Consider the following 18,450-nt stretch of genomic DNA (forward strand, 5'->3'; position numbering starts at 1 on the left):
CGACTGACTCACCGCTTTCGCGAGCAAGCCCGCTCCCACATGGGGTTTAGGGATTACTCGGCGTTACACAGCGCCAGGCAGTTATCCAGCATGCGGTTGGAGAAGCCCCACTCGTTGTCATACCAGGCCAGCACTTTCAGCAGCTTGCCGCTGGATTTGGTGTGGTTGGCGTCGAAGATCGACGACAGCGGATTGTGGTTGAAGTCGCTGGACACCAGCGGCAGGGTGTTGAAGCCGAGAATCTTCGAGTGTTGGCTGGCCGCTTTCATCAGCGCGTTGACTTCCTCGGCGCTGGCTTCTTTTTTCAGCTGCACGGTCAGGTCCACCAGCGACACATTGATCACCGGCACACGCACGGCCATGCCAGTCAGTTTGCCCGCCAGTTCCGGCAGCACCAGGCCGACGGCTTCAGCAGCGCCGGTCTTGCTCGGGATCATGTTCTGTGTGGCCGAACGCGCGCGGTACGGATCGGTGTGATAGACGTCAGTGAGGTTCTGGTCATTGGTGTAGGCATGAATCGTGGTCATCAGGCCGCTTTCGATCCCCAGCTCGCGGTGCAGCACTTGCGCCACCGGCGCCAGGCAGTTAGTAGTGCACGAAGCGTTGGAGATGATCTGGTGCGACTGGCGCAGAATGTCGTGGTTCACACCATATACGACAGTGGCGTCGGCGCCTTTGGCCGGCGCCGAGATGATCACTTTGCGTGCGCCGGCAGTAATATGCGCGGCTGCTTTGGCGCGATCGGTAAAGAGACCGGTGCATTCGAACACCACATCAATCTTTTCCGCCGCCCATGGCAGTTCGGCCGGGTTGCGAATGGCGCTGACCGCAATGCGGTCGCCGTTGACGGTCAGACTTTCATTGTCATGCTCGACCTGAGCGTCGAACGTGCCGTGAACGGTGTCGTATTTGAGCAGATGAGCATTGATCGAGCTGTCGCCCAGATCATTGATGGCGACAATCTGCAAATCCTGTCGATAGCCTTGGGTATACAGTGCGCGCAGGACATTACGGCCGATGCGGCCAAAACCATTGATTGCGATTCGAAGAGTCATTGAACAGCGCCGCCGTCGTTTTGTTGTTGGAATTACAAGATTATTCGCATAAAAATAGAAAACAAGCCTTTTTAGTGGCAATATTTTGTTTTATCTACAACGAGTGACCTGAATCAACTGGTCCGAATGGTCAAAAAAGCCGTCTGTCATTCCAACAACAACGGCGTTTGATCAGCATAGACAATCAGGTCGCCACATCCGTTAGCCTGGAGTTCTACACATGCATCCCCGCGTCCTTGAGGTCACCGAACGGCTTATCGCCCGCAGCCGCGCCACGCGTCAGGCTTACCTTGCACTGATTCGCGGCGCCGCCACCGACGGGCCGATGCGCGGCAAGCTGCAATGCGCCAACTTCGCCCACGGCGTGGCCGGTTGCGGCAGCGAAGACAAGCACAGCCTGCGGATGATGAACTCGGCGAACATCGCCATTGTGTCTTCGTATAACGACATGCTCTCGGCGCACCAGCCCTACGAAGTCTTCCCGCAACAGATCAAGAATGCCTTGCGCGAAATCGGCTCGGTCGGCCAGTTCGCTGGCGGTACGCCGGCGATGTGCGACGGCGTCACCCAGGGCGAGCCGGGCATGGAGCTGAGCCTGCCGAGCCGCGAAGTGATCGCCATGTCCACCGCTGTGGCGCTGTCGCACAACATGTTCGATGGCGCGTTGATGCTGGGCATCTGCGACAAGATCGTCCCGGGCCTGATGATGGGCTCGCTGCGTTTCGGCCATCTGCCGACCATTTTCGTGCCGGGCGGGCCGATGGTCTCGGGGATTTCCAACAAGGAAAAAGCCGATGTGCGCCAGAAGTACGCCGAAGGCAAAGCCACCCGCGAAGAGCTGCTGGAATCGGAGATGAAGTCCTACCACAGCCCGGGCACCTGCACCTTCTACGGCACTGCCAACACCAACCAGTTGCTGATGGAAGTCATGGGCCTGCACTTGCCGGGCGCCTCGTTCGTCAATCCGAACACGCCGCTGCGTGACGCGTTGACCCGCGAGGCCGCGCACCAGGTCACACGCCTGACCAAACAGAATGGCAATTTCATGCCGATCGGCGAAATCGTCGACGAGAAGGCGCTGGTCAACTCCATTGTTGCGCTGCACGCCACTGGCGGCTCGACCAACCACACCCTGCATATGCCGGCCATCGCCATGGCGGCGGGCATTCAACTGACCTGGCAGGACATGGCCGACCTCTCCGAAGTCGTGCCGACCCTGAGCCACGTCTACCCGAACGGCAAAGCCGACATCAACCACTTCCAGGCGGCGGGCGGCATGTCGTTCCTGATCCGCGAGCTGCTTGGCGCCGGTCTGCTGCACGAAGACGTCAACACCGTGCTCGGCCACGGTTTGAGCCGGTACACCAAAGAACCGTTTCTCGATAACGGTGAGTTGGTCTGGCGCGAAGGCCCGGTCGACAGCCTCGACGAAAACATCCTGCGTCCGGTGTCCCGCGCGTTCTCGCCAGAGGGCGGCTTGCGCGTAATGGAAGGCAATCTCGGTCGCGGGGTGATGAAGGTGTCCGCAGTGGCGCTGGAAAACCAGATCGTCGAAGCGCCGGCGATGGTATTCCAGGATCAGCAGGACCTGGCCGATGCGTTCAAGGCCGGTCTGCTGGAGAAGGATTTTGTCGCGGTGATGCGCTTCCAGGGCCCGCGTTCCAACGGCATGCCGGAACTGCACAAGATGACGCCGTTCCTCGGCGTGCTGCAGGATCGCGGCTTCAAAGTGGCGCTGGTGACGGACGGGCGGATGTCCGGCGCGTCGGGGAAAATCCCGGCGGCGATTCACGTCAGCCCCGAAGCTTATGTCGGTGGCGCTTTGGCGCGCGTGCAAGAGGGCGATATCATCCGCGTCGATGGCGTCAAAGGCACTTTGGAACTCAAGGTCGACGCCGCCGAATTTGCAGCGCGCGAACCCGCCAAAGGCCTGTTGGGCAACAACATCGGCAGCGGTCGCGAACTGTTTGGTTTCATGCGTTTGGCCTTCAGCTCGGCGGAGCAGGGCGCCAGCGCCTTCACTTCTGCCCTGGAGACGCTTAATTGAAACTGGCTTTGGTCGGTGATATCGGAGGCACCAACGCGCGGTTTGCGTTGTGGAAAAACCAGCAACTGGAATCGGTTCAGGTGCTGGCCACGGCCGACCATGCCAGCCCGGAAGAGGCGATCAGCCTGTACCTGAGCGGGCTCGGTCTGGCACCGGGTTCGATCGGTTCGGTGTGCCTGTCGGTGGCAGGTCCGGTCAGCGGTGATGAATTCAAGTTCACCAACAACCACTGGCGCTTGAGTCGCACAGCGTTTTGCAAAACCTTGCAGGTCGAGCAGTTGTTGCTGGTCAACGACTTCTCGGCGATGGCGCTGGGCATGACCTGTTTGCAACCGGGCGAATTCCGCGTGGTCTGCGAGGGCACGCCGGAGCCGTTGCGTCCGGCGGTGGTGATCGGCCCGGGCACTGGTCTTGGCGTCGGCACCTTGCTTGATCTCGGTGAAGGCCGTTTCGCGGCGTTGCCGGGCGAGGGCGGGCACGTTGATCTGCCGCTGAGCAGTCCGCGTGAAACCCAGTTGTGGCAGCACATTCATAACGAGATTGGCCATGTCAGCGCGGAAACTGCGTTGAGCGGTGGTGGCTTGCCACGGGTTTACCGGGCTATCTGCGCAGTCGATGGGCATGAGCCGACACTCGATACGCCGGAAGCGATTACGGCGGCAGGTCTTGCGGGCGATCCGATTGCGCTGGAAGTGCTCGAGCAGTTCTGCTGCTGGCTCGGTCGTGTGGCGGGTAATAACGTGCTGACCACCGGCGGCCGTGGCGGGGTTTACATTGTCGGTGGGGTGATTCCGCGGTTTGCCGATTTCTTCCTTGAAAGCGGTTTTGCCCGCAGCTTCGCTGACAAGGGTTGCATGAGCGATTACTTCAAAGGCATCCCGGTGTGGCTGGTGACGGCGCCGTATTCCGGCCTTGTGGGGGCCGGCGTAGCGCTGGATCAATCAATCTCGACCTGAAATGCGCTCAAAATTGTGGGAGCGGGCTTGCTCGCGAAAGCGGTGTATCAGAGACATTCAAGGTGACTGACACACCGCTTTCGCGAGCAAGCCCGCTCCCACAGTGGTTCTGTGGTGTTTGTAAGTTCCATGCTTAAGGCATAATCCGCCCCAATTCCAACAACAAGGATGCCTTCGAAGTGAGCTCAGTCAACAAGTCGATATTGTTGGTCGATGACGACCAGGAAATACGCGAGTTGCTGGAAACCTATCTGACCCGTGCCGGGTTTCAGGTACGGGCTACCGCCGACGGTGCCAGTTTCCGTCAGGCCCTCAACGAGGCGCCGAGCGATCTGGTGATCCTCGATGTCATGCTGCCTGACGAAGACGGCTTCAGCCTCTGCCGTTGGGTGCGTCAGCATCCGCGTCAGGCGCAGGTGCCGATCATCATGCTCACTGCCAGTTCCGATGAAGCCGACCGCGTGATCGGCCTCGAACTCGGCGCCGACGATTACCTCGGCAAACCCTTCAGCCCCCGCGAACTGCAAGCGCGCATCAAGGCTTTGCTGCGCCGTGCACAATTCGGTCAGGAGCGCAGTGGCAGTGACGTGCTGGCCTTCGATGAATGGCGTCTGGACATGGTCAGCCATCGCCTGTTTCACACCGATGGCGAGGAAGTGATTCTTTCCGGTGCGGACTTCGCCCTGCTGAAACTGTTCCTCGATCACCCGCAGGAAATCCTCGACCGCGACACCATCGGCAACGCCACCCGCGGCCGCGACCTGATGCCGCTCGACCGCATCGTCGACATGGCCGTGAGCCGTTTGCGCCAACGCCTGCGCGACACGGAAAAACCGCCGCGACTGATTCGCACCGTACGTGGCAGCGGCTACCAACTGGCAGCCAACGTGGTTGCCGGCAATGGTCACTGAGTCGCTGCGCAAACTTGCTGCCAAAGTGCCGGTGCCGCGTTCGTTGCTCGGACGCATGCTGCTGTTGACCCTGCTTGCGGTGTTGTTTGCGCAGACCTTGTCGAGCGTGATCTGGGTCTCGCAACTGCGTGCTACCCAGCTCGAAGGTCTTGTCACCAGCGCGCGCAGTCTTGCGCATTCGATGACCGCCAGCGTCAGTTACTTCCGCTCATTGCCGGTCGCTTATCGGCCGTTGGTCCTCGATCAATTGCGCAGCATGGGCGGCACGCGCTTCGTCGTGACGCTCAATGACAAACCGTTGGGCATGGATGTGCTGCCGGTCACACCGCGTAAAGCGGCGGTGATGAAGGCGGTCGACGAGGTGCTGCGTCAGACGTTGGGCCATGACACCGATATTTCCGTGACCTTTGTCAGCCCCGAAGACCTGCGGATTTTCAACGCCGGGCTGAAACTCGATGAGTTGCCCCGCTCGTGGGCGCATTACGCGCTGACTCTGGAACCGGTAAACCCACCGGTACTGGTCACGCAGATTCAAATGGCGCCGGGCGAATGGCTGTATATCGCCTCACTGTTGCCGGAGCCGTACACCAGTCTTGAAGAGCAAGGTCTGCCATCGCAACAGGTGTGGTTCATCGTCCTCACCAGTGGTTTTCTGCTGCTGTTCATCGGCCTGCTGGTGCATTGGCAAAGCCGCCCACTCAAGCGTCTGGCCCGAGCCGCGCGGGATCTGTCGCTGGGGGCGGACGTCGAACCGGTGGCCGAGGGCGGGGGCAGTGAAGTGGTCGAAGTGGGCCGCGCCTTCAACACCATGCGTGAACGCATCAGCCGCTACCTGACCGAGCGCAGCCAGTTGTTCAGCGCGATTTCCCATGACCTGCGCACGCCGATCACCCGTTTGCGTTTGCGTGTCGAATTGCTTGAAGACGAGAAGCTGCAAGCCAAGTTCGGCCGTGATCTGGACGAGTTGGAGTTGTTGGTCAAGGGCGCGCTGCAATGCGTGAAGGACACCGACATTCACGAGAACATCGAACCGGTGGACCTCAATCATGTGCTCGACTGCCTGGTAGAGCCGTATCTGGCGCCCAACGGCAATGGCCGCGTGACGCAGCAGGGCAAGGCGCTGGCAGCTTATCCGGGCAAGCCTTTGGCGCTGAAGCGCTGCATCGGCAACCTGATCGACAACGCTTTGAAGTACGGGCAGAACGCGCATTTGCACATCGACGATGATGAGCGCGCGTTTGTTCTGCACGTCGACGATGAAGGTCCGGGCGTGCCGGAGCAGCGCCTGGAGCAGGTGTTCGAGCCGCACTTCCGCTTGGCGGGGCAGCAGCAGGGCTATGGCTTGGGTCTCGGCATTGCACGCAACATTGCCCACAGCCATGGTGGGGAAGTGACGTTGCAGAATTTGCGTGAGGGTGGCTTGCGGGTGACGTTGCAGTTGCCGCGTTCGGCGGATTAGATCAAAAGAGCCCCTCACCCTAGCCCTCTCCCGGAGGGAGAGGGGACTGATCGGGGGATGCTGCAGAGATACGCCGACCTGGAAGTCCGGTAGCGAATCCATAATCGACTCGATGTATCAGGTCGGCGGAAAGCTCATTACACCTCGGTCGGCCCCCTCTCCCTCTGGGAGAGGGCTGGGGTGAGGGTGGTTCTTTTGTCACGACATGGTGACAAAACCCGCCCCCTTCGTTACAAGCCCACCCCGGCCCGTTGTTTAGACTCCCCGCAGTCATAACAACAAAAAAGGCCACCCATGGATCTCTTCCACCCAGGCTTCAGCAGTTGGCTGAACTCCCCTGCCCACCAGCAATGGCTCGCCGCCGAAGGCCTGCGCCTGCTGGAATTCGCCAAGGCATCGAAACTGCCTGAAGGCTTCGGCAACCTCGACGAACGCGGCCGTCTGCCAGCGAACGCACACGCCGAAACCATGAACACCGCACGCATGACCCACAGCTTCGCCATGGCCCATATTCAAGGCTTGCCGGGTTTTGCCGAACTGGTCGATCACGGCATTGCCGCCCTGCGTGGGCCGTTGCGTGACGCCCTGCACGGCGGCTGGTTTGCGGTCGCCGAACACCGTGACGACAACACCGGCAAGAACGCCTATCTGCATGCCTTTGTCGCGCTCGCGGCCAGCTCTGCAGTGGTCGCACAACGTCCCGGTGCCCAAGCGCTGCTGGATGACGCCATCGACATCATCGACACCTATTTCTGGAGCGAAGAAGAGGGCGCCATGCGCGAATTCTTCAACCGCGACTGGAGTGAAGAAGAAGCGTATCGCGGTGCCAACAGCAACATGCACGCCACCGAAGCATTCCTCGCGCTGGCCGATGTCACTGAAGATCCGCGCTGGCTGGTGCGTGCGCAACGCATCGTCGAGCGGGTGATCCACGGTCACGCTGCCGGCAACGGTTACATGGTCATCGAGCACTTCGACCGCGACTGGCAACCGTTGCGCGAATACAACCACGACAATCCGGCCGATGGTTTCCGCCCTTACGGCACCACGCCCGGCCACGGTTTCGAATGGGCGCGGCTCTTGCTCCATCTCGAAGCCGCGCGGGTGCAGGCTGGCATGCTCACGCCGGGTTGGCTCGCTACCGATGCGCAGAAACTCTTCGAGCAGAACTGTCGCCACGGCTGGGATGTCGATGGTGCGCCGGGGATCGTCTACACCCTCGACTGGGACAACCAGGCCGTGGTCCGCCATCGCCTGCACTGGACCCATGCCGAAGCCAGCGCCGCCGCCAGTGCTCTGCTCAAACGTACCGGCGAAGCGCAGTACGAAACCTGGTACCGGCTGTTCTGGGAATTTTGCGAGGTGCATTTCATCGACCGTTGCAACGGCAGCTGGCACCACGAACTCAATCCGCAAAACACACCAAGTGCCGATATCTGGGCGGGCAAACCCGATCTGTACCACGCCTGGCAGGCGGTGTTGATCCCTCGTCTGCCCTTGGCACCGAGCATGGCGACTGCTTTAGCGCAGTTGTCTCACGGCACTCCTGTGTAACCATGTGGTGACATTCGCGCGTCCCTTCGTTACCTGCGGGGGAAACGTCCTGTTTAAACTCCTGTGCAGCGCAAGCACCAGACTTGCAATGCATAACAACAAGAAAGGTACATTCCGAATGAATGCGATTTCTCGCCTCGCTACTGTCATTTCTGTCGCCTCCCTGTTCCCGCTCGCAATCCTGCCGCTCAGTGTTTCCGCTGCCGAATCCAAAGGTTCGGTCGAAGTCGTGCACTGGTGGACGTCCGGTGGCGAAAAAGCCGCTGTTGATGTACTCAAGGCCCAAGTCGAAAAAGACGGTTTCACCTGGAAAGACGGCGCTGTTGCCGGTGGCGGCGGTGCGACTGCCATGACCGTGCTGAAAAGCCGCGCCGTTGCCGGCAACCCGCCTGGCGTCGCCCAGATCAAAGGCCCGGACATCCAGGAATGGGCGTCGACCGGCCTGCTCGACACCGACGTGCTGAAAGACGTCGCCAAGTCGGAAAAGTGGGACAGCCTGCTCGACAAGAAAGTCTCCGATACCGTGAAGTACGACGGTGATTACGTGGCCGTGCCGGTGAACATTCACCGCGTGAACTGGCTGTGGATCAACCCGGAAGTGTTCAAGAAAGCCGGGATCACCAAGAACCCGACCACCCTCGAAGAATTCTATGCCGCTGGCGACAAGCTGAAAGCGGCGGGCTTCATTCCGCTGGCTCACGGCGGTCAGCCTTGGCAGGACAGCACCGTGTTCGAAGCCGTGGTGCTCTCGGTCATGGGTGTCGATGGTTACAAGAAAGCCCTGGTTGACCTGGACAACGCCGCGCTGACCGGCCCGGAAATGGTCAAGGCGCTGACCGAGCTGAAGAAAGTCGCGACCTACATGGACGCCGACGGCAAAGGTCAGGACTGGAACCTGGAAGCGGCCAAGGTCATCAACGGCAAGGCCGGCATGCAGATCATGGGTGACTGGGCCAAGTCCGAATGGACCGCTGCCAAGAAAGTCGCCGGCAAGGATTACGAGTGCGTAGCCTTCCCGGGCACCGACAAGGCGTTCACCTACAACATCGACTCGCTGGCCGTGTTCAAGCAGAAGGACGCCGGCACGGCGGCCGGTCAGCAGGACATCGCCAAAGTCGTGCTGGGTGAAAACTTCCAGAAAGTCTTCAGCATCAACAAAGGCTCGATCCCGGTGCGTAACGACATGTTGAACAACATGGACAAGCTCGGTTTCGACTCCTGCGCACAGACCGCTGCCAAAGACTTCCTCGCGGACGCCAAGTCCGGCGGCCTGCAACCAAGCATGGCGCACAACATGGCGACCACGCTGGCGGTGCAAGGTGCGTTCTTTGATGTCGTGACCAACTACATCAACGACCCGAAAGCCGACCCGGCCGACACCGCCAAGAAACTGGGTGCAGCGATCAAGTCGTCCAAATAACAGCTAACACCGCAACCCCTGTGGGAGCGAGCTTGCTCGCGAAAGCGCAATGTCAGGCGCAGGTGTAATACCTGTCGGACGCCTTCGCGAGCAAGCTCGCTCCCACAAAAGGGAAGCATGTGAATTTTCTACCCTCGTACTGGATTTCCCCATGAGTTCTGTTGCTGTGTTCAGCAAGGCCTCGCCGTTCGATGCATTGCAACGCTGGCTGCCAAAACTGGTGCTGGCGCCGAGCATGTTCATCGTGCTGGTGGGCTTCTATGGCTACATCCTGTGGACGTTCGTGCTGTCGTTCACCACCTCGACGTTCCTGCCGACTTACAAGTGGGCGGGCCTTGCACAATACGCGCGGTTGTTCGACAACGATCGCTGGTGGGTCGCGAGCAAAAACCTCGCCGTGTTCGGCGGCATGTTCATCGGCATCACCTTGGTGATTGGTGTGTTGCTGGCGGTGTTCCTCGACCAACGCATCCGTCGAGAAGGCTTTATCCGCACCATTTACCTGTACCCGATGGCGCTCTCGATGATCGTCACCGGTACCGCGTGGAAATGGCTGCTCAACCCGGGCATGGGCCTGGACAAATTGTTGCGTGACTGGGGCTGGGAAGGCTTCCGTCTCGACTGGCTGATCGACCCGGATCGCGTGGTTTACTGCCTGGTGATCGCCGCCGTGTGGCAAGCCTCGGGCTTCATCATGGCGATGTTCCTCGCTGGCCTGCGTGGCGTCGATCAATCGATCATCCGTGCCGCGCAGATCGACGGCGCGAGCATGCCGCGCATCTACTGGAAAGTGGTGCTGCCAAGCCTGCGTCCGGTGTTCTTCAGTGCGGTGATGATTCTGGCGCACATCGCAATCAAGAGCTTCGACCTTGTCGCGGCGATGACTGCCGGTGGCCCGGGTTATTCCTCCGACCTGCCAGCGATGTTCATGTATTCCTTCACCTTCAGTCGCGGCCAGATGGGCATGGGCTCGGCCAGTGCGATTCTGATGCTCGGTGCGATCCTCGCGATCATCGTGCCTTACCTGTATTCCGAGCTGAGGACCAAGCGCAATGACTAGTCTCGCTGCCAAACCTGCCATCAGCCTGAGTCGCATCGCGATCTACGCGGTGCTGATCCTCGCTGTACTGCTTTATCTGGTGCCGCTGGTGGTCATGTTGCTGACCAGCTTCAAGACCCCGGAAGACATCAGCACCGGCAACCTGCTGAGCTGGCCGACCGTGGTCAGCGGCATCGGCTGGGTCAAGGCCTGGGCCACGGTTGACGGTTACTTCTGGAACTCGATCAAGATCACTGTTCCGGCTGTGATCATCTCCACCGCCATTGGTGCATTGAACGGTTACGTGTTGTCGATGTGGCGCTTCCGTGGTTCGCAGCTGTTCTTCGGTCTGCTGTTGTTCGGTTGCTTCCTGCCGTTCCAGACCGTGCTGCTGCCAGCCTCGTTCACCCTCGGCAAAATGGGCCTGGCAAGCACCACCACCGGTCTGGTGTTTGTCCACGTGGTTTACGGTCTAGCGTTCACCACGCTGTTCTTCCGTAACTACTACGTGAGCATTCCGGATGCGCTGGTGAAGGCTGCGCGCCTCGACGGCGCGGGTTTCTTCACGATTTTCCGCCGGATCATTCTGCCGATGTCGACGCCGATCATCATGGTCTGCCTGATCTGGCAGTTCACCCAGATCTGGAACGACTTCCTGTTCGGTGTGGTGTTCTCCAGCGGTGATTCGCAACCGATCACAGTAGCGCTGAACAACCTGGTCAACACCAGCACCGGCGCCAAGGAATACAACGTTGATATGGCAGCGGCGATGATCGCCGGCCTGCCGACCCTGCTGGTCTATGTGGTCGCAGGCAAGTATTTCGTGCGCGGGCTGACAGCCGGCGCAGTCAAGGGGTAATCATGGCAACGCTCGAACTTCGCAACGTCAACAAGACCTACGGTGCCGGCCTGCCGGACACCCTGAAGAACATCGAACTGTCGATCAAGGACGGTGAGTTCCTGATCCTGGTCGGCCCGTCGGGCTGCGGCAAATCGACCCTGATGAACTGCATCGCCGGTCTGGAAACCATCACCGGCGGCGCGATCATGATCGGTGATCAAGACGTCAGCGGCATGAGCCCGAAGGATCGCGACATCGCCATGGTGTTCCAGTCCTACGCGCTTTACCCGACCATGAGCGTGCGCGAGAACATCGAGTTCGGTCTGAAGATCCGCAAGATGCCGCAGGCGGCGATCGACGAAGAAGTCGCGCGCGTGGCCAAGCTGCTGCAGATCGAACACCTGCTCAATCGCAAGCCGGGTCAGCTTTCCGGTGGTCAGCAACAGCGTGTGGCGATGGGCCGTGCACTGGCGCGTCGGCCGAAGATTTATCTGTTCGACGAACCGCTGTCCAACCTCGACGCCAAGCTGCGCGTCGAGATGCGCACCGAAATGAAACTGATGCACCAGCGCCTGAAAACCACCACGGTCTACGTGACCCACGACCAGATCGAAGCGATGACTCTGGGCGACAAGGTTGCGGTGATGAAGGACGGCATCATCCAGCAGTTCGGCACGCCGAAAGACATTTACAACAACCCGGCCAACCTGTTTGTGGCGAGCTTCATCGGTTCGCCGCCGATGAACTTCATCCCGCTGCGTCTGCAACGCAAGGACGGCCGTCTGCTGGCGCTGCTCGACAGCGGTCAGGCGCGTTGTGAATTGCCGATGAGCATGCAGGATGCCGGGCTGGAAGATCGCGAAGTGATCCTCGGCCTGCGCCCTGAACAGATCGTACTGGCGAACGGCGAGGGCAATGGCCTGCCGAGCATTCGCGCCGAAGTGCAGGTGACCGAGCCGACCGGTCCGGACACCCTGGTGTTCGTCAATTTGAATGAAACCAAAGTCTGCTGCCGTTTAGCGCCAGACGTGGCACCGCAGGTGGGCGAGAGCCTGACGCTGCAATTCGATCCGTCGAAAGTGTTGTTGTTCGATGCCAATACCGGCGAGCGCCTCGGCACTGCCGGGCAACCACAGACCGATGCGCGGTCTGCGAACGTGGCGCAATTCAAAGGCCGCTGAGGAACAAATGTGGGAGCGGGCTTGCTCGCGAATGCGGAGTGTCAGGCAACACATGTACTGACTGACACGGCGCCTTCGCGAGCAAGCCCGCTCCCACAAAGGAGCACGCGGTGAATGGCCTGTCATTCGTCGCACTTTATGTAAACCGCGTTAGATAAAAACAGTTAATAACAATAAAGACGAGGATGTAGGGATGAAAAAGAAACACGTCAATGCCCGGTTGATCTGCCAGGTATCAGCTGCGGCGGCATTGGTGCTGGCCGGTAACGCGATGGCGGCGGATGCCTTCAGTTCCGATTCGAAATGGATGACCGGCGACTGGGGTGGCGAGCGGACCAAGCTGATCGAGCAGGGTATCGACATCAAGGCCGACTACGTTGGGGAAATGGGTGCCAACCTGCACGGCGGCTACAACGATGACAAGACCGGCCGCTACAGCGACCAGTTCGGTCTGGGCGTGGCACTCGATCTGCAAAAGCTGTGGGGCTGGGACAACACGCAAGCGAAGATCCAGCTGACCAATCGTAACGGCTACAACATCTCCAACGACCGCGTTGGCGATCCGCGTGCCGGCACTCTGTCGTCCTCGCAAGAAGTCTACGGCCGTGGCCACATGGTGCGTCTGACCCAGTTGTGGATTCAGCACCAGTTCTTCGACAACAAACTCGACGTCAAGGCCGGTTACTTCGGCGAAGGCGAAGACTTCAACACCTTCCCGTGCGACTTCCAGAACCTCGCGTTCTGCGGCTCGCAAGTGGGTAACTGGGCGACCAACATCTGGTACAACTGGCCGGTCAGCCAGGCCGCGATCCGTGTGAAGTACAACATCAACGACGAACTCTACGCGCAGATCGGTGCATACAACCAGAACCCGTCGCAGCTGGAACACGGCAACGGCTTCAAGCTCAGCGGCAGCGGCACCAAAGGTACCGTTCTTCCGGTTGAATTGGTCTGGTCGCCGAAGGTCAACAGCTTGCCGGGCGAATACCGTGTGGGTTACTACAAGAGCACGGCCGATGCCGACGACGTTCGTGAAGATGTCAACGGTTTTGACGCTGCAACCACTGGCGACGCCTACAAAACGCACAACAGCAAAAGCGGCTACTGGTTCGTGGCGCAACAGCAACTCACCAGCCACAACGGTGATGCAACTCGCGGTCTGAACATTGCGGCCAACGCCACGTTCCACGACAAGGACACCAACTTCATCGACAACTACCAGTCGGTGATGTTTGTCTACAAAGGCCCGTTCGATGCGCGTCCGAAAGATGACGTCGGCATCGGCGCGGCGCGTATCCACGTCAACGATGACGTGAAGAAAAACGCCGAGCTGCTGAACGCTTCCAACGGTGTTTCGGACTACGACAATCCAGTGTTCTCGCCGATTCGTGAAACCGAATACAACTACGAGATCAACTACGGCTTCCACGTCACCAACTGGCTGACCGTACGTCCTAACCTGCAGTACATCACTCACCCGGGTGGTGTGGATGAAGTGGACAACGCATTGGTCGCTGGCCTGAAAATTCAGTCTACGTTCTGACGCGTCTGCGATAAGCTCCTCTCTATGTGCGCATATTTGCGGACAGCCAAGGCTGTCCGCTTTTTTTTGGGGGGGCGGCGCACCCCTGTGAAAGACGAGTTCAGGATCGTGGCAAATGCATGAGCATCCGCTGCAACGCTTCTTCAAATCCCTGCGTGAACGCCCGGTGTTCGCTTGGGAGCGGTATCAGATGCGCGACGTGTTGGTGATCGATCATCCGCTGTGTCAGGCGGTGTTCAGTCGCCAGGGCGCGCAATTGCTGCACTTTCAGCCGCGCGGGCAAAAGCCGTGGTTGTGGTGTGCGGCGAAGTGGCCGCATGTCGGCGCGATCCGTGGTGGTGTGCCGGTGTGTTGGCCTTGGTATGGCCGTCATCCGAGCGAAAACGCCTGGCCATCCCATGGTTGGGCGCGACTACTCGACTGGAAGTTGCTCGACAGCAGCAGCGCCGACGACGGCGTGCGCCTGCACTGGCAATTGCAGCTGTGCGACTGGCAGGTTGACTTGCATGCACATCTGGGCGAACGCATGGAGTTACGCCTTGCCACCGAGCATCAGGACGACATGCCGTGCCAGTTGAGCCAGGCTTTGCACGCTTACTGGCGTATTGGCGATGTCGGCGAGATAGCGCTGTCTGGGCTCGAAGGGGCGCAGGGTTATGACCAGTTGAGTCGCCAGATTTGCCAGCAGGAAGGCGAGTTGCGGGTGGACGGCGGGTGCCAGCGGGTGTTCCAGCATGACGGTGAATTGCAGCTCAAGGATCACGCTTGGCAGCGTGAGTTGTGCATTGATACCGGTGACAGTGGCGACACGGTGGTGTGGCATCCCGGGGCGCGGCCGTTGTTGGGGGTGAGCTGGGACGAGATTTCCGAATTCGTTTGCGTGGAAGCGGCGGCGGGGGGGACTGACAGTCTGCACCTGGCGCCGGGAGAGAAAGCGCATTTGAGTTTGCAGGCGTGGGCGGCGGCTTGAGTGGGTCAGCCACATCGTAGCCCCTCACCCTAGCCCTCTCCCGGGGGAGAGGGAACCGAATGCGGGATGCTTAAGAGTTATGCCGACGTGAAAGTGCAGCGCTGAATCCATAATCGACTCTATTTTTCAGGTCGATGTACAGCGCAGCCCCCTCGGTCGGCCCCCTCTCCCTCCGGGAGAGGGCTGGGGTGAGGGGCTTTTGATCTTTAGTTGAACTCATCCCCGACCGGATACCGGCTGGCATTCAAGCTCTCTTTGATCTTGCGCAGATGCGGCTGGAAATCCACCCCGCGACGCAAGGTCATCCCGGTCGCCAACACATCCAGCACGGTCAACTGAATGATTCGCGACGTCATCGGCATATAGATGTCGGTGTCTTCCGGCAACGGAATATTCAGGCTCAAGGTACTGGCCTTGGCCAGCGGCGAGTTTTCTGCCGTCAGGCCCAATACCGAAGCACCGTTCTCGCGAGCAATGCGCGCCACCTCGACCAGCTCACGGGTGCGGCCGGTGTAGGAAATGATCACGAACAACTCACCGGTGTGCGCCACCGACGCAATCATCCGCTGCATCAATACATCGGCATGCGCGGTCACGGCGAGGTTGAAGCGGAAGAACTTGTGCTGTGCATCCAGCGCCACCGGTGCCGAAGCGCCGAGGCCGAAGAAGTGGATCTGCCGCGCCTGAATCAACAGGTCGACGGCGCGGCTGATCAGGTTCGGGTCCAGCGCCTGGCATGCGCTGTCCAGCGAGGCGATGGCGCTGCCGAAAATCTTCTGCGTGTAGGCCTCGGGATTGTCGTCGGCCTCGACCGCACGGCTGACATAAGCTGCGCCGCTGGCCAGACTCTGCGCCAGCTGCAGCTTGAGTTCGGGATAGCCGCTGACACCAAACGAACGGCAGAAACGGTTGACCGTCGGTTCGCTCACCGAGGCCGCCTGGGCGAGGGCGGCGATGCTGAAGCGGGTGGCCTGCTGCGGGTTGAGCAGGATCACCTCGGCGACTTTGCGTTCGGCCTTGTTCAGGTCTTCAAGGCGACTCTGGATCTGTTCCAGTAAATTTCGCACGCGGTCCATATGGAATTCCTAATTCACCTGCGCAAAGGTGCGCCGGGCTATGCACATTGGGCCTTTGATATGGCCCGTAACGGTGGCCTATCCTACTGATGCGTCCGGGCGACCACCACTCGGATTGTGTATTTTGGGAAAATGTTGTGGTTATTACTACATTTTCCCTTGAGTGATGCCTTGAAAAAAGGTATTTGTAGCTTAACTTGATAAAAGAACAAACATCATGCCTTCGATTACGGTTGAACCGTGCACCTTTGCCTTGTTCGGCGCGCTTGGCGATCTGGCTCTGCGCAAGCTGTTTCCTGCCCTTTATCACCTCGATGGCGCCGACCTGCTCCACGAGGACACGCGCATCATCGCGCTGGCCCGTGAAGCTGGCAGCGAGCAACAGCACATGGCGTTTATCGCCGCCGAACTGCGCCGTTACGTAGGCAAAGAGCTGAACGAAGCCGTGGTCGAGCGATTTCTCGCGCGTCTGACCTACCTGCACGTCGATTTCCTCAAGGCAGAAGATTACGTGGCGCTGGCCGAACAGGCCGGCAGCACACAACGCATGATTGCCTACTTCGCGACGCCGGCAGCGGTGTACGGCGCGATCTGCGAGAACCTGGCGAAAGTCGGTCTGGCAGAAAACACCCGCGTGGTCCTGGAAAAACCCATTGGTTCCGACCTCGAGTCGTCGCGCAAGGTCAACGACGCGGTGGCGCAGTTCTTCCCGGAGAACCGCACTTACCGCATCGACCACTACCTGGGCAAGGAAACCGTTCAGAACCTGATCGCCCTGCGTTTCGCCAACAGCCTGTTCGAAACCCAGTGGAACCAGAATTACATCTCCCACGTGGAAATCACCGTGGCCGAGAAGGTCGGCATCGAAGGCCGTTGGGGCTACTTCGACAAGGCCGGCCAGCTGCGTGACATGATCCAGAATCACCTGTTGCAGCTGCTCTGCCTGATCGCCATGGACCCGCCGGCCGACCTTTCCGCCGACAGTATCCGTGACGAGAAAGTAAAAGTGCTCAAGGCCCTGGCGCCGATCAGTCCGGAAGGCCTGACCACGCAAGTGGTGCGCGGCCAGTACATCGCCGGCCACAGCGAAGGCAAATCCGTACCGGGTTACCTCGAAGAACCGAATTCCAACACCCAGAGCGACACTGAAACCTTCGTCGCCCTGCGTGCCGACATCCGTAACTGGCGCTGGGCCGGCGTGCCGTTCTACCTGCGCACCGGCAAGCGCATGCCGCAGAAACTGTCGCAGATCGTCATCCATTTCAAGGAACCGTCGCACTACATTTTTGCGCCGGAACAACGCCTGCAGATCAGCAACAAACTGATCATCCGTCTGCAACCGGACGAAGGCATTTCCCTGCGCGTGATGACCAAAGAGCAGGGCCTGGACAAAGGCATGCAACTGCGCAGCGGCCCGCTGCAACTGAATTTCTCCGACACCTGGCGTAGCGCGCGGATCCCCGATGCCTACGAGCGGTTGTTGCTGGAAGTGATGAACGGCAATCAGAACCTGTTTGTCCGTAAAGATGAAATCGAAGCCGCGTGGAAATGGTGTGACCAGCTGATCGCCGGGTGGAAAAAATCCGGTGACGCGCCCAAGCCGTATGCGGCCGGGTCGTGGGGGCCGATGAGCTCCATTGCATTGATCACGCGGGACGGGAGGTCGTGGTATGGCGATATCTGATGTGCAACTGCCTGCGGGCGTGAACGCTCACGAATTCAAGAGCCCGGTGCTGTTGGCCGAAGGTCTGGCGCTGAACGTCGCCAAGCAATTGAGCGACGCCATTGCCGCACGCGGCAACGCGGTTCTGGTGGTGTCGGGCGGTCGTAGCCCTGTGGCGTTTTTCCAGCACCTGGCCAAGCAGGAGCTGGACTGGTCGAAGGTCGTTGTGACCCTCGCCGACGAACGCTGGGTACCGGTTGAACATGCCGACAGCAATGCCGGCCTGCTCAAGCAATACCTGCTCAAAGGCCCGGCGGCCAAGGCGCAGTTCCTCAGCCTGTATAACGCGGCGGCCAACGTCGAGCAGGCTGCCGAACAGGCGGATCGCCTGCTCGCCGAATTGCCGCCGATTGACGTGCTGGTGTTGGGCATGGGCGATGACGGTCACACCGCGTCACTGTTCCCTGACAGCCCGAACCTCGCCGAAGCGTTGCAGGTCGATGGCAGCCGCCGTTGCTGGCCGATGCTGGCGCCAAGCGTGCCGCGTCAGCGCCTGACCATGAGCCGTGCGCTGCTGGCTTCGGCGAAACACAAGATTCTGTCGATTTCCGGTCAGTCGAAACTGACCACCCTGAATGCCGCACTGGCATCCGACGACGTCGCCGCCATGCCGGTGCGCGCGTTTCTGCAACCTACGTTAGAGATTTACTGGTGCCCATGAGCCAAGGAACAGCC

15 protein-coding genes are annotated in these 18,450 nt (G+C 59.9%); 13 read left to right on the forward strand and 2 right to left on the reverse strand.

Annotated features, from left to right (window positions below; all coding sequences use genetic code 11):
* Positions 1 to 53 precede the first annotated feature (53 nt).
* Positions 54 to 1,055, reverse strand: coding sequence for a type I glyceraldehyde-3-phosphate dehydrogenase (gap, locus tag ACM6IV_RS00420; protein ID WP_034153396.1), 1,002 nt, complete (start codon positions 1,053 to 1,055; stop codon positions 54 to 56).
* Positions 1,056 to 1,275: 220 nt separating this feature from the next.
* Between gap and edd the strand changes: the two genes are divergently transcribed.
* The 11 genes from edd (at position 1,276) to ACM6IV_RS00475 (ending at position 14,976) form a co-directional block, all read left to right on the forward strand.
* A complete protein-coding gene (gene edd / locus ACM6IV_RS00425; protein ID WP_414868286.1) occupies positions 1,276 to 3,102 on the forward strand; it encodes a phosphogluconate dehydratase in 1,827 nt (608 codons plus the stop codon).
* Positions 3,099 to 4,058 carry a glucokinase gene (locus ACM6IV_RS00430; RefSeq protein WP_414868287.1) on the forward strand — a complete coding sequence of 320 codons (960 nt, stop codon included), beginning with the start codon at positions 3,099 to 3,101 and terminating at the stop codon, positions 4,056 to 4,058. The genes edd and ACM6IV_RS00430 overlap by 4 nt, the downstream gene beginning before the upstream one ends.
* A 179-nt stretch (positions 4,059 to 4,237) precedes the next feature.
* Positions 4,238 to 4,969 (forward strand): response regulator, encoded by a 732-nt coding sequence (locus ACM6IV_RS00435; protein WP_003227460.1) that lies wholly within the window; start codon positions 4,238 to 4,240, stop codon positions 4,967 to 4,969.
* The gene (locus ACM6IV_RS00440; RefSeq protein WP_414868288.1) at positions 4,959 to 6,428 is read left to right on the forward strand and encodes an ATP-binding protein; all 1,470 of its coding nucleotides are present in this window, start codon (positions 4,959 to 4,961) and stop codon (positions 6,426 to 6,428) included. The genes ACM6IV_RS00435 and ACM6IV_RS00440 overlap by 11 nt, the downstream gene beginning before the upstream one ends.
* 294 nt (positions 6,429 to 6,722) lie before the next feature.
* Positions 6,723 to 7,982: an AGE family epimerase/isomerase gene (locus tag ACM6IV_RS00445; RefSeq protein ID WP_414868289.1), complete on the forward strand. Its 1,260-nt coding sequence runs from the start codon at positions 6,723 to 6,725 to the stop codon at positions 7,980 to 7,982.
* Between the two features lie 118 nt (positions 7,983 to 8,100).
* On the forward strand, positions 8,101 to 9,402 hold the full coding sequence (locus ACM6IV_RS00450) for an ABC transporter substrate-binding protein (protein WP_016983700.1): 1,302 nt from the start codon (positions 8,101 to 8,103) through the stop codon (positions 9,400 to 9,402).
* A gap of 151 nt (positions 9,403 to 9,553) precedes the next feature.
* Positions 9,554 to 10,462: a carbohydrate ABC transporter permease gene (locus tag ACM6IV_RS00455; protein ID WP_414868290.1), complete on the forward strand. Its 909-nt coding sequence runs from the start codon at positions 9,554 to 9,556 to the stop codon at positions 10,460 to 10,462.
* Positions 10,455 to 11,300, forward strand: a complete 846-nt coding sequence (locus tag ACM6IV_RS00460) for a carbohydrate ABC transporter permease (protein WP_123453558.1) — start codon at positions 10,455 to 10,457, stop codon at positions 11,298 to 11,300. The genes ACM6IV_RS00455 and ACM6IV_RS00460 overlap by 8 nt, the downstream gene beginning before the upstream one ends.
* Positions 11,301 to 11,302: 2 nt before the next feature.
* Complete coding sequence (locus tag ACM6IV_RS00465; protein ID WP_105706980.1) at positions 11,303 to 12,463, forward strand: ABC transporter ATP-binding protein; 1,161 nt, start codon at positions 11,303 to 11,305, stop codon at positions 12,461 to 12,463.
* A gap of 193 nt (positions 12,464 to 12,656) precedes the next feature.
* Positions 12,657 to 14,006 (forward strand): carbohydrate porin, encoded by a 1,350-nt coding sequence (locus tag ACM6IV_RS00470; RefSeq protein WP_322844545.1) that lies wholly within the window; start codon positions 12,657 to 12,659, stop codon positions 14,004 to 14,006.
* Between the two features lie 115 nt (positions 14,007 to 14,121).
* On the forward strand, positions 14,122 to 14,976 hold the full coding sequence (locus ACM6IV_RS00475) for a D-hexose-6-phosphate mutarotase (RefSeq protein ID WP_414868291.1): 855 nt from the start codon (positions 14,122 to 14,124) through the stop codon (positions 14,974 to 14,976).
* Positions 14,977 to 15,182: 206 nt separating this feature from the next.
* Here ACM6IV_RS00475 and ACM6IV_RS00480 read toward each other — a convergent pair whose 3' ends face one another.
* Positions 15,183 to 16,043: a MurR/RpiR family transcriptional regulator gene (locus ACM6IV_RS00480; protein WP_171057240.1), complete on the reverse strand. Its 861-nt coding sequence runs from the start codon at positions 16,041 to 16,043 to the stop codon at positions 15,183 to 15,185.
* A gap of 226 nt (positions 16,044 to 16,269) precedes the next feature.
* Here ACM6IV_RS00480 and zwf point away from each other — a divergent pair, with 226 nt between their 5' ends.
* Both zwf and pgl read left to right on the forward strand, forming a co-directional pair.
* Positions 16,270 to 17,736 (forward strand): glucose-6-phosphate dehydrogenase, encoded by a 1,467-nt coding sequence (zwf, locus tag ACM6IV_RS00485; RefSeq protein ID WP_414868292.1) that lies wholly within the window; start codon positions 16,270 to 16,272, stop codon positions 17,734 to 17,736.
* Positions 17,723 to 18,436 carry a 6-phosphogluconolactonase gene (gene pgl, locus ACM6IV_RS00490; protein WP_414868293.1) on the forward strand — a complete coding sequence of 238 codons (714 nt, stop codon included), beginning with the start codon at positions 17,723 to 17,725 and terminating at the stop codon, positions 18,434 to 18,436. The genes zwf and pgl overlap by 14 nt, the downstream gene beginning before the upstream one ends.
* Positions 18,437 to 18,450 lie beyond the last annotated feature (14 nt).

The sequence above is a fragment of the Pseudomonas sp. IT-347P genome (genome assembly GCF_949768005.1).
Classification (GTDB): domain Bacteria; phylum Pseudomonadota; class Gammaproteobacteria; order Pseudomonadales; family Pseudomonadaceae; genus Aquipseudomonas.

Coding starts and splice junctions, on each gene's coding strand:
- gap (WP_034153396.1), bottom strand. CDS start 1,055: ATGACTCTTCGAATCGCAATCAATGGTTTTGGCCGCATCGGCCGTAAT.
- edd (WP_414868286.1), top strand. CDS start 1,276: ATGCATCCCCGCGTCCTTGAGGTCACCGAACGGCTTATCGCCCGCAGC.
- ACM6IV_RS00440 (WP_414868288.1), top strand. CDS start 4,959: ATGGTCACTGAGTCGCTGCGCAAACTTGCTGCCAAAGTGCCGGTGCCG.
- ACM6IV_RS00445 (WP_414868289.1), top strand. CDS start 6,723: ATGGATCTCTTCCACCCAGGCTTCAGCAGTTGGCTGAACTCCCCTGCC.
- ACM6IV_RS00450 (WP_016983700.1), top strand. CDS start 8,101: ATGAATGCGATTTCTCGCCTCGCTACTGTCATTTCTGTCGCCTCCCTG.
- ACM6IV_RS00455 (WP_414868290.1), top strand. CDS start 9,554: ATGAGTTCTGTTGCTGTGTTCAGCAAGGCCTCGCCGTTCGATGCATTG.
- ACM6IV_RS00460 (WP_123453558.1), top strand. CDS start 10,455: ATGACTAGTCTCGCTGCCAAACCTGCCATCAGCCTGAGTCGCATCGCG.
- ACM6IV_RS00465 (WP_105706980.1), top strand. CDS start 11,303: ATGGCAACGCTCGAACTTCGCAACGTCAACAAGACCTACGGTGCCGGC.
- ACM6IV_RS00470 (WP_322844545.1), top strand. CDS start 12,657: ATGAAAAAGAAACACGTCAATGCCCGGTTGATCTGCCAGGTATCAGCT.
- ACM6IV_RS00475 (WP_414868291.1), top strand. CDS start 14,122: ATGCATGAGCATCCGCTGCAACGCTTCTTCAAATCCCTGCGTGAACGC.
- zwf (WP_414868292.1), top strand. CDS start 16,270: ATGCCTTCGATTACGGTTGAACCGTGCACCTTTGCCTTGTTCGGCGCG.
- pgl (WP_414868293.1), top strand. CDS start 17,723: ATGGCGATATCTGATGTGCAACTGCCTGCGGGCGTGAACGCTCACGAA.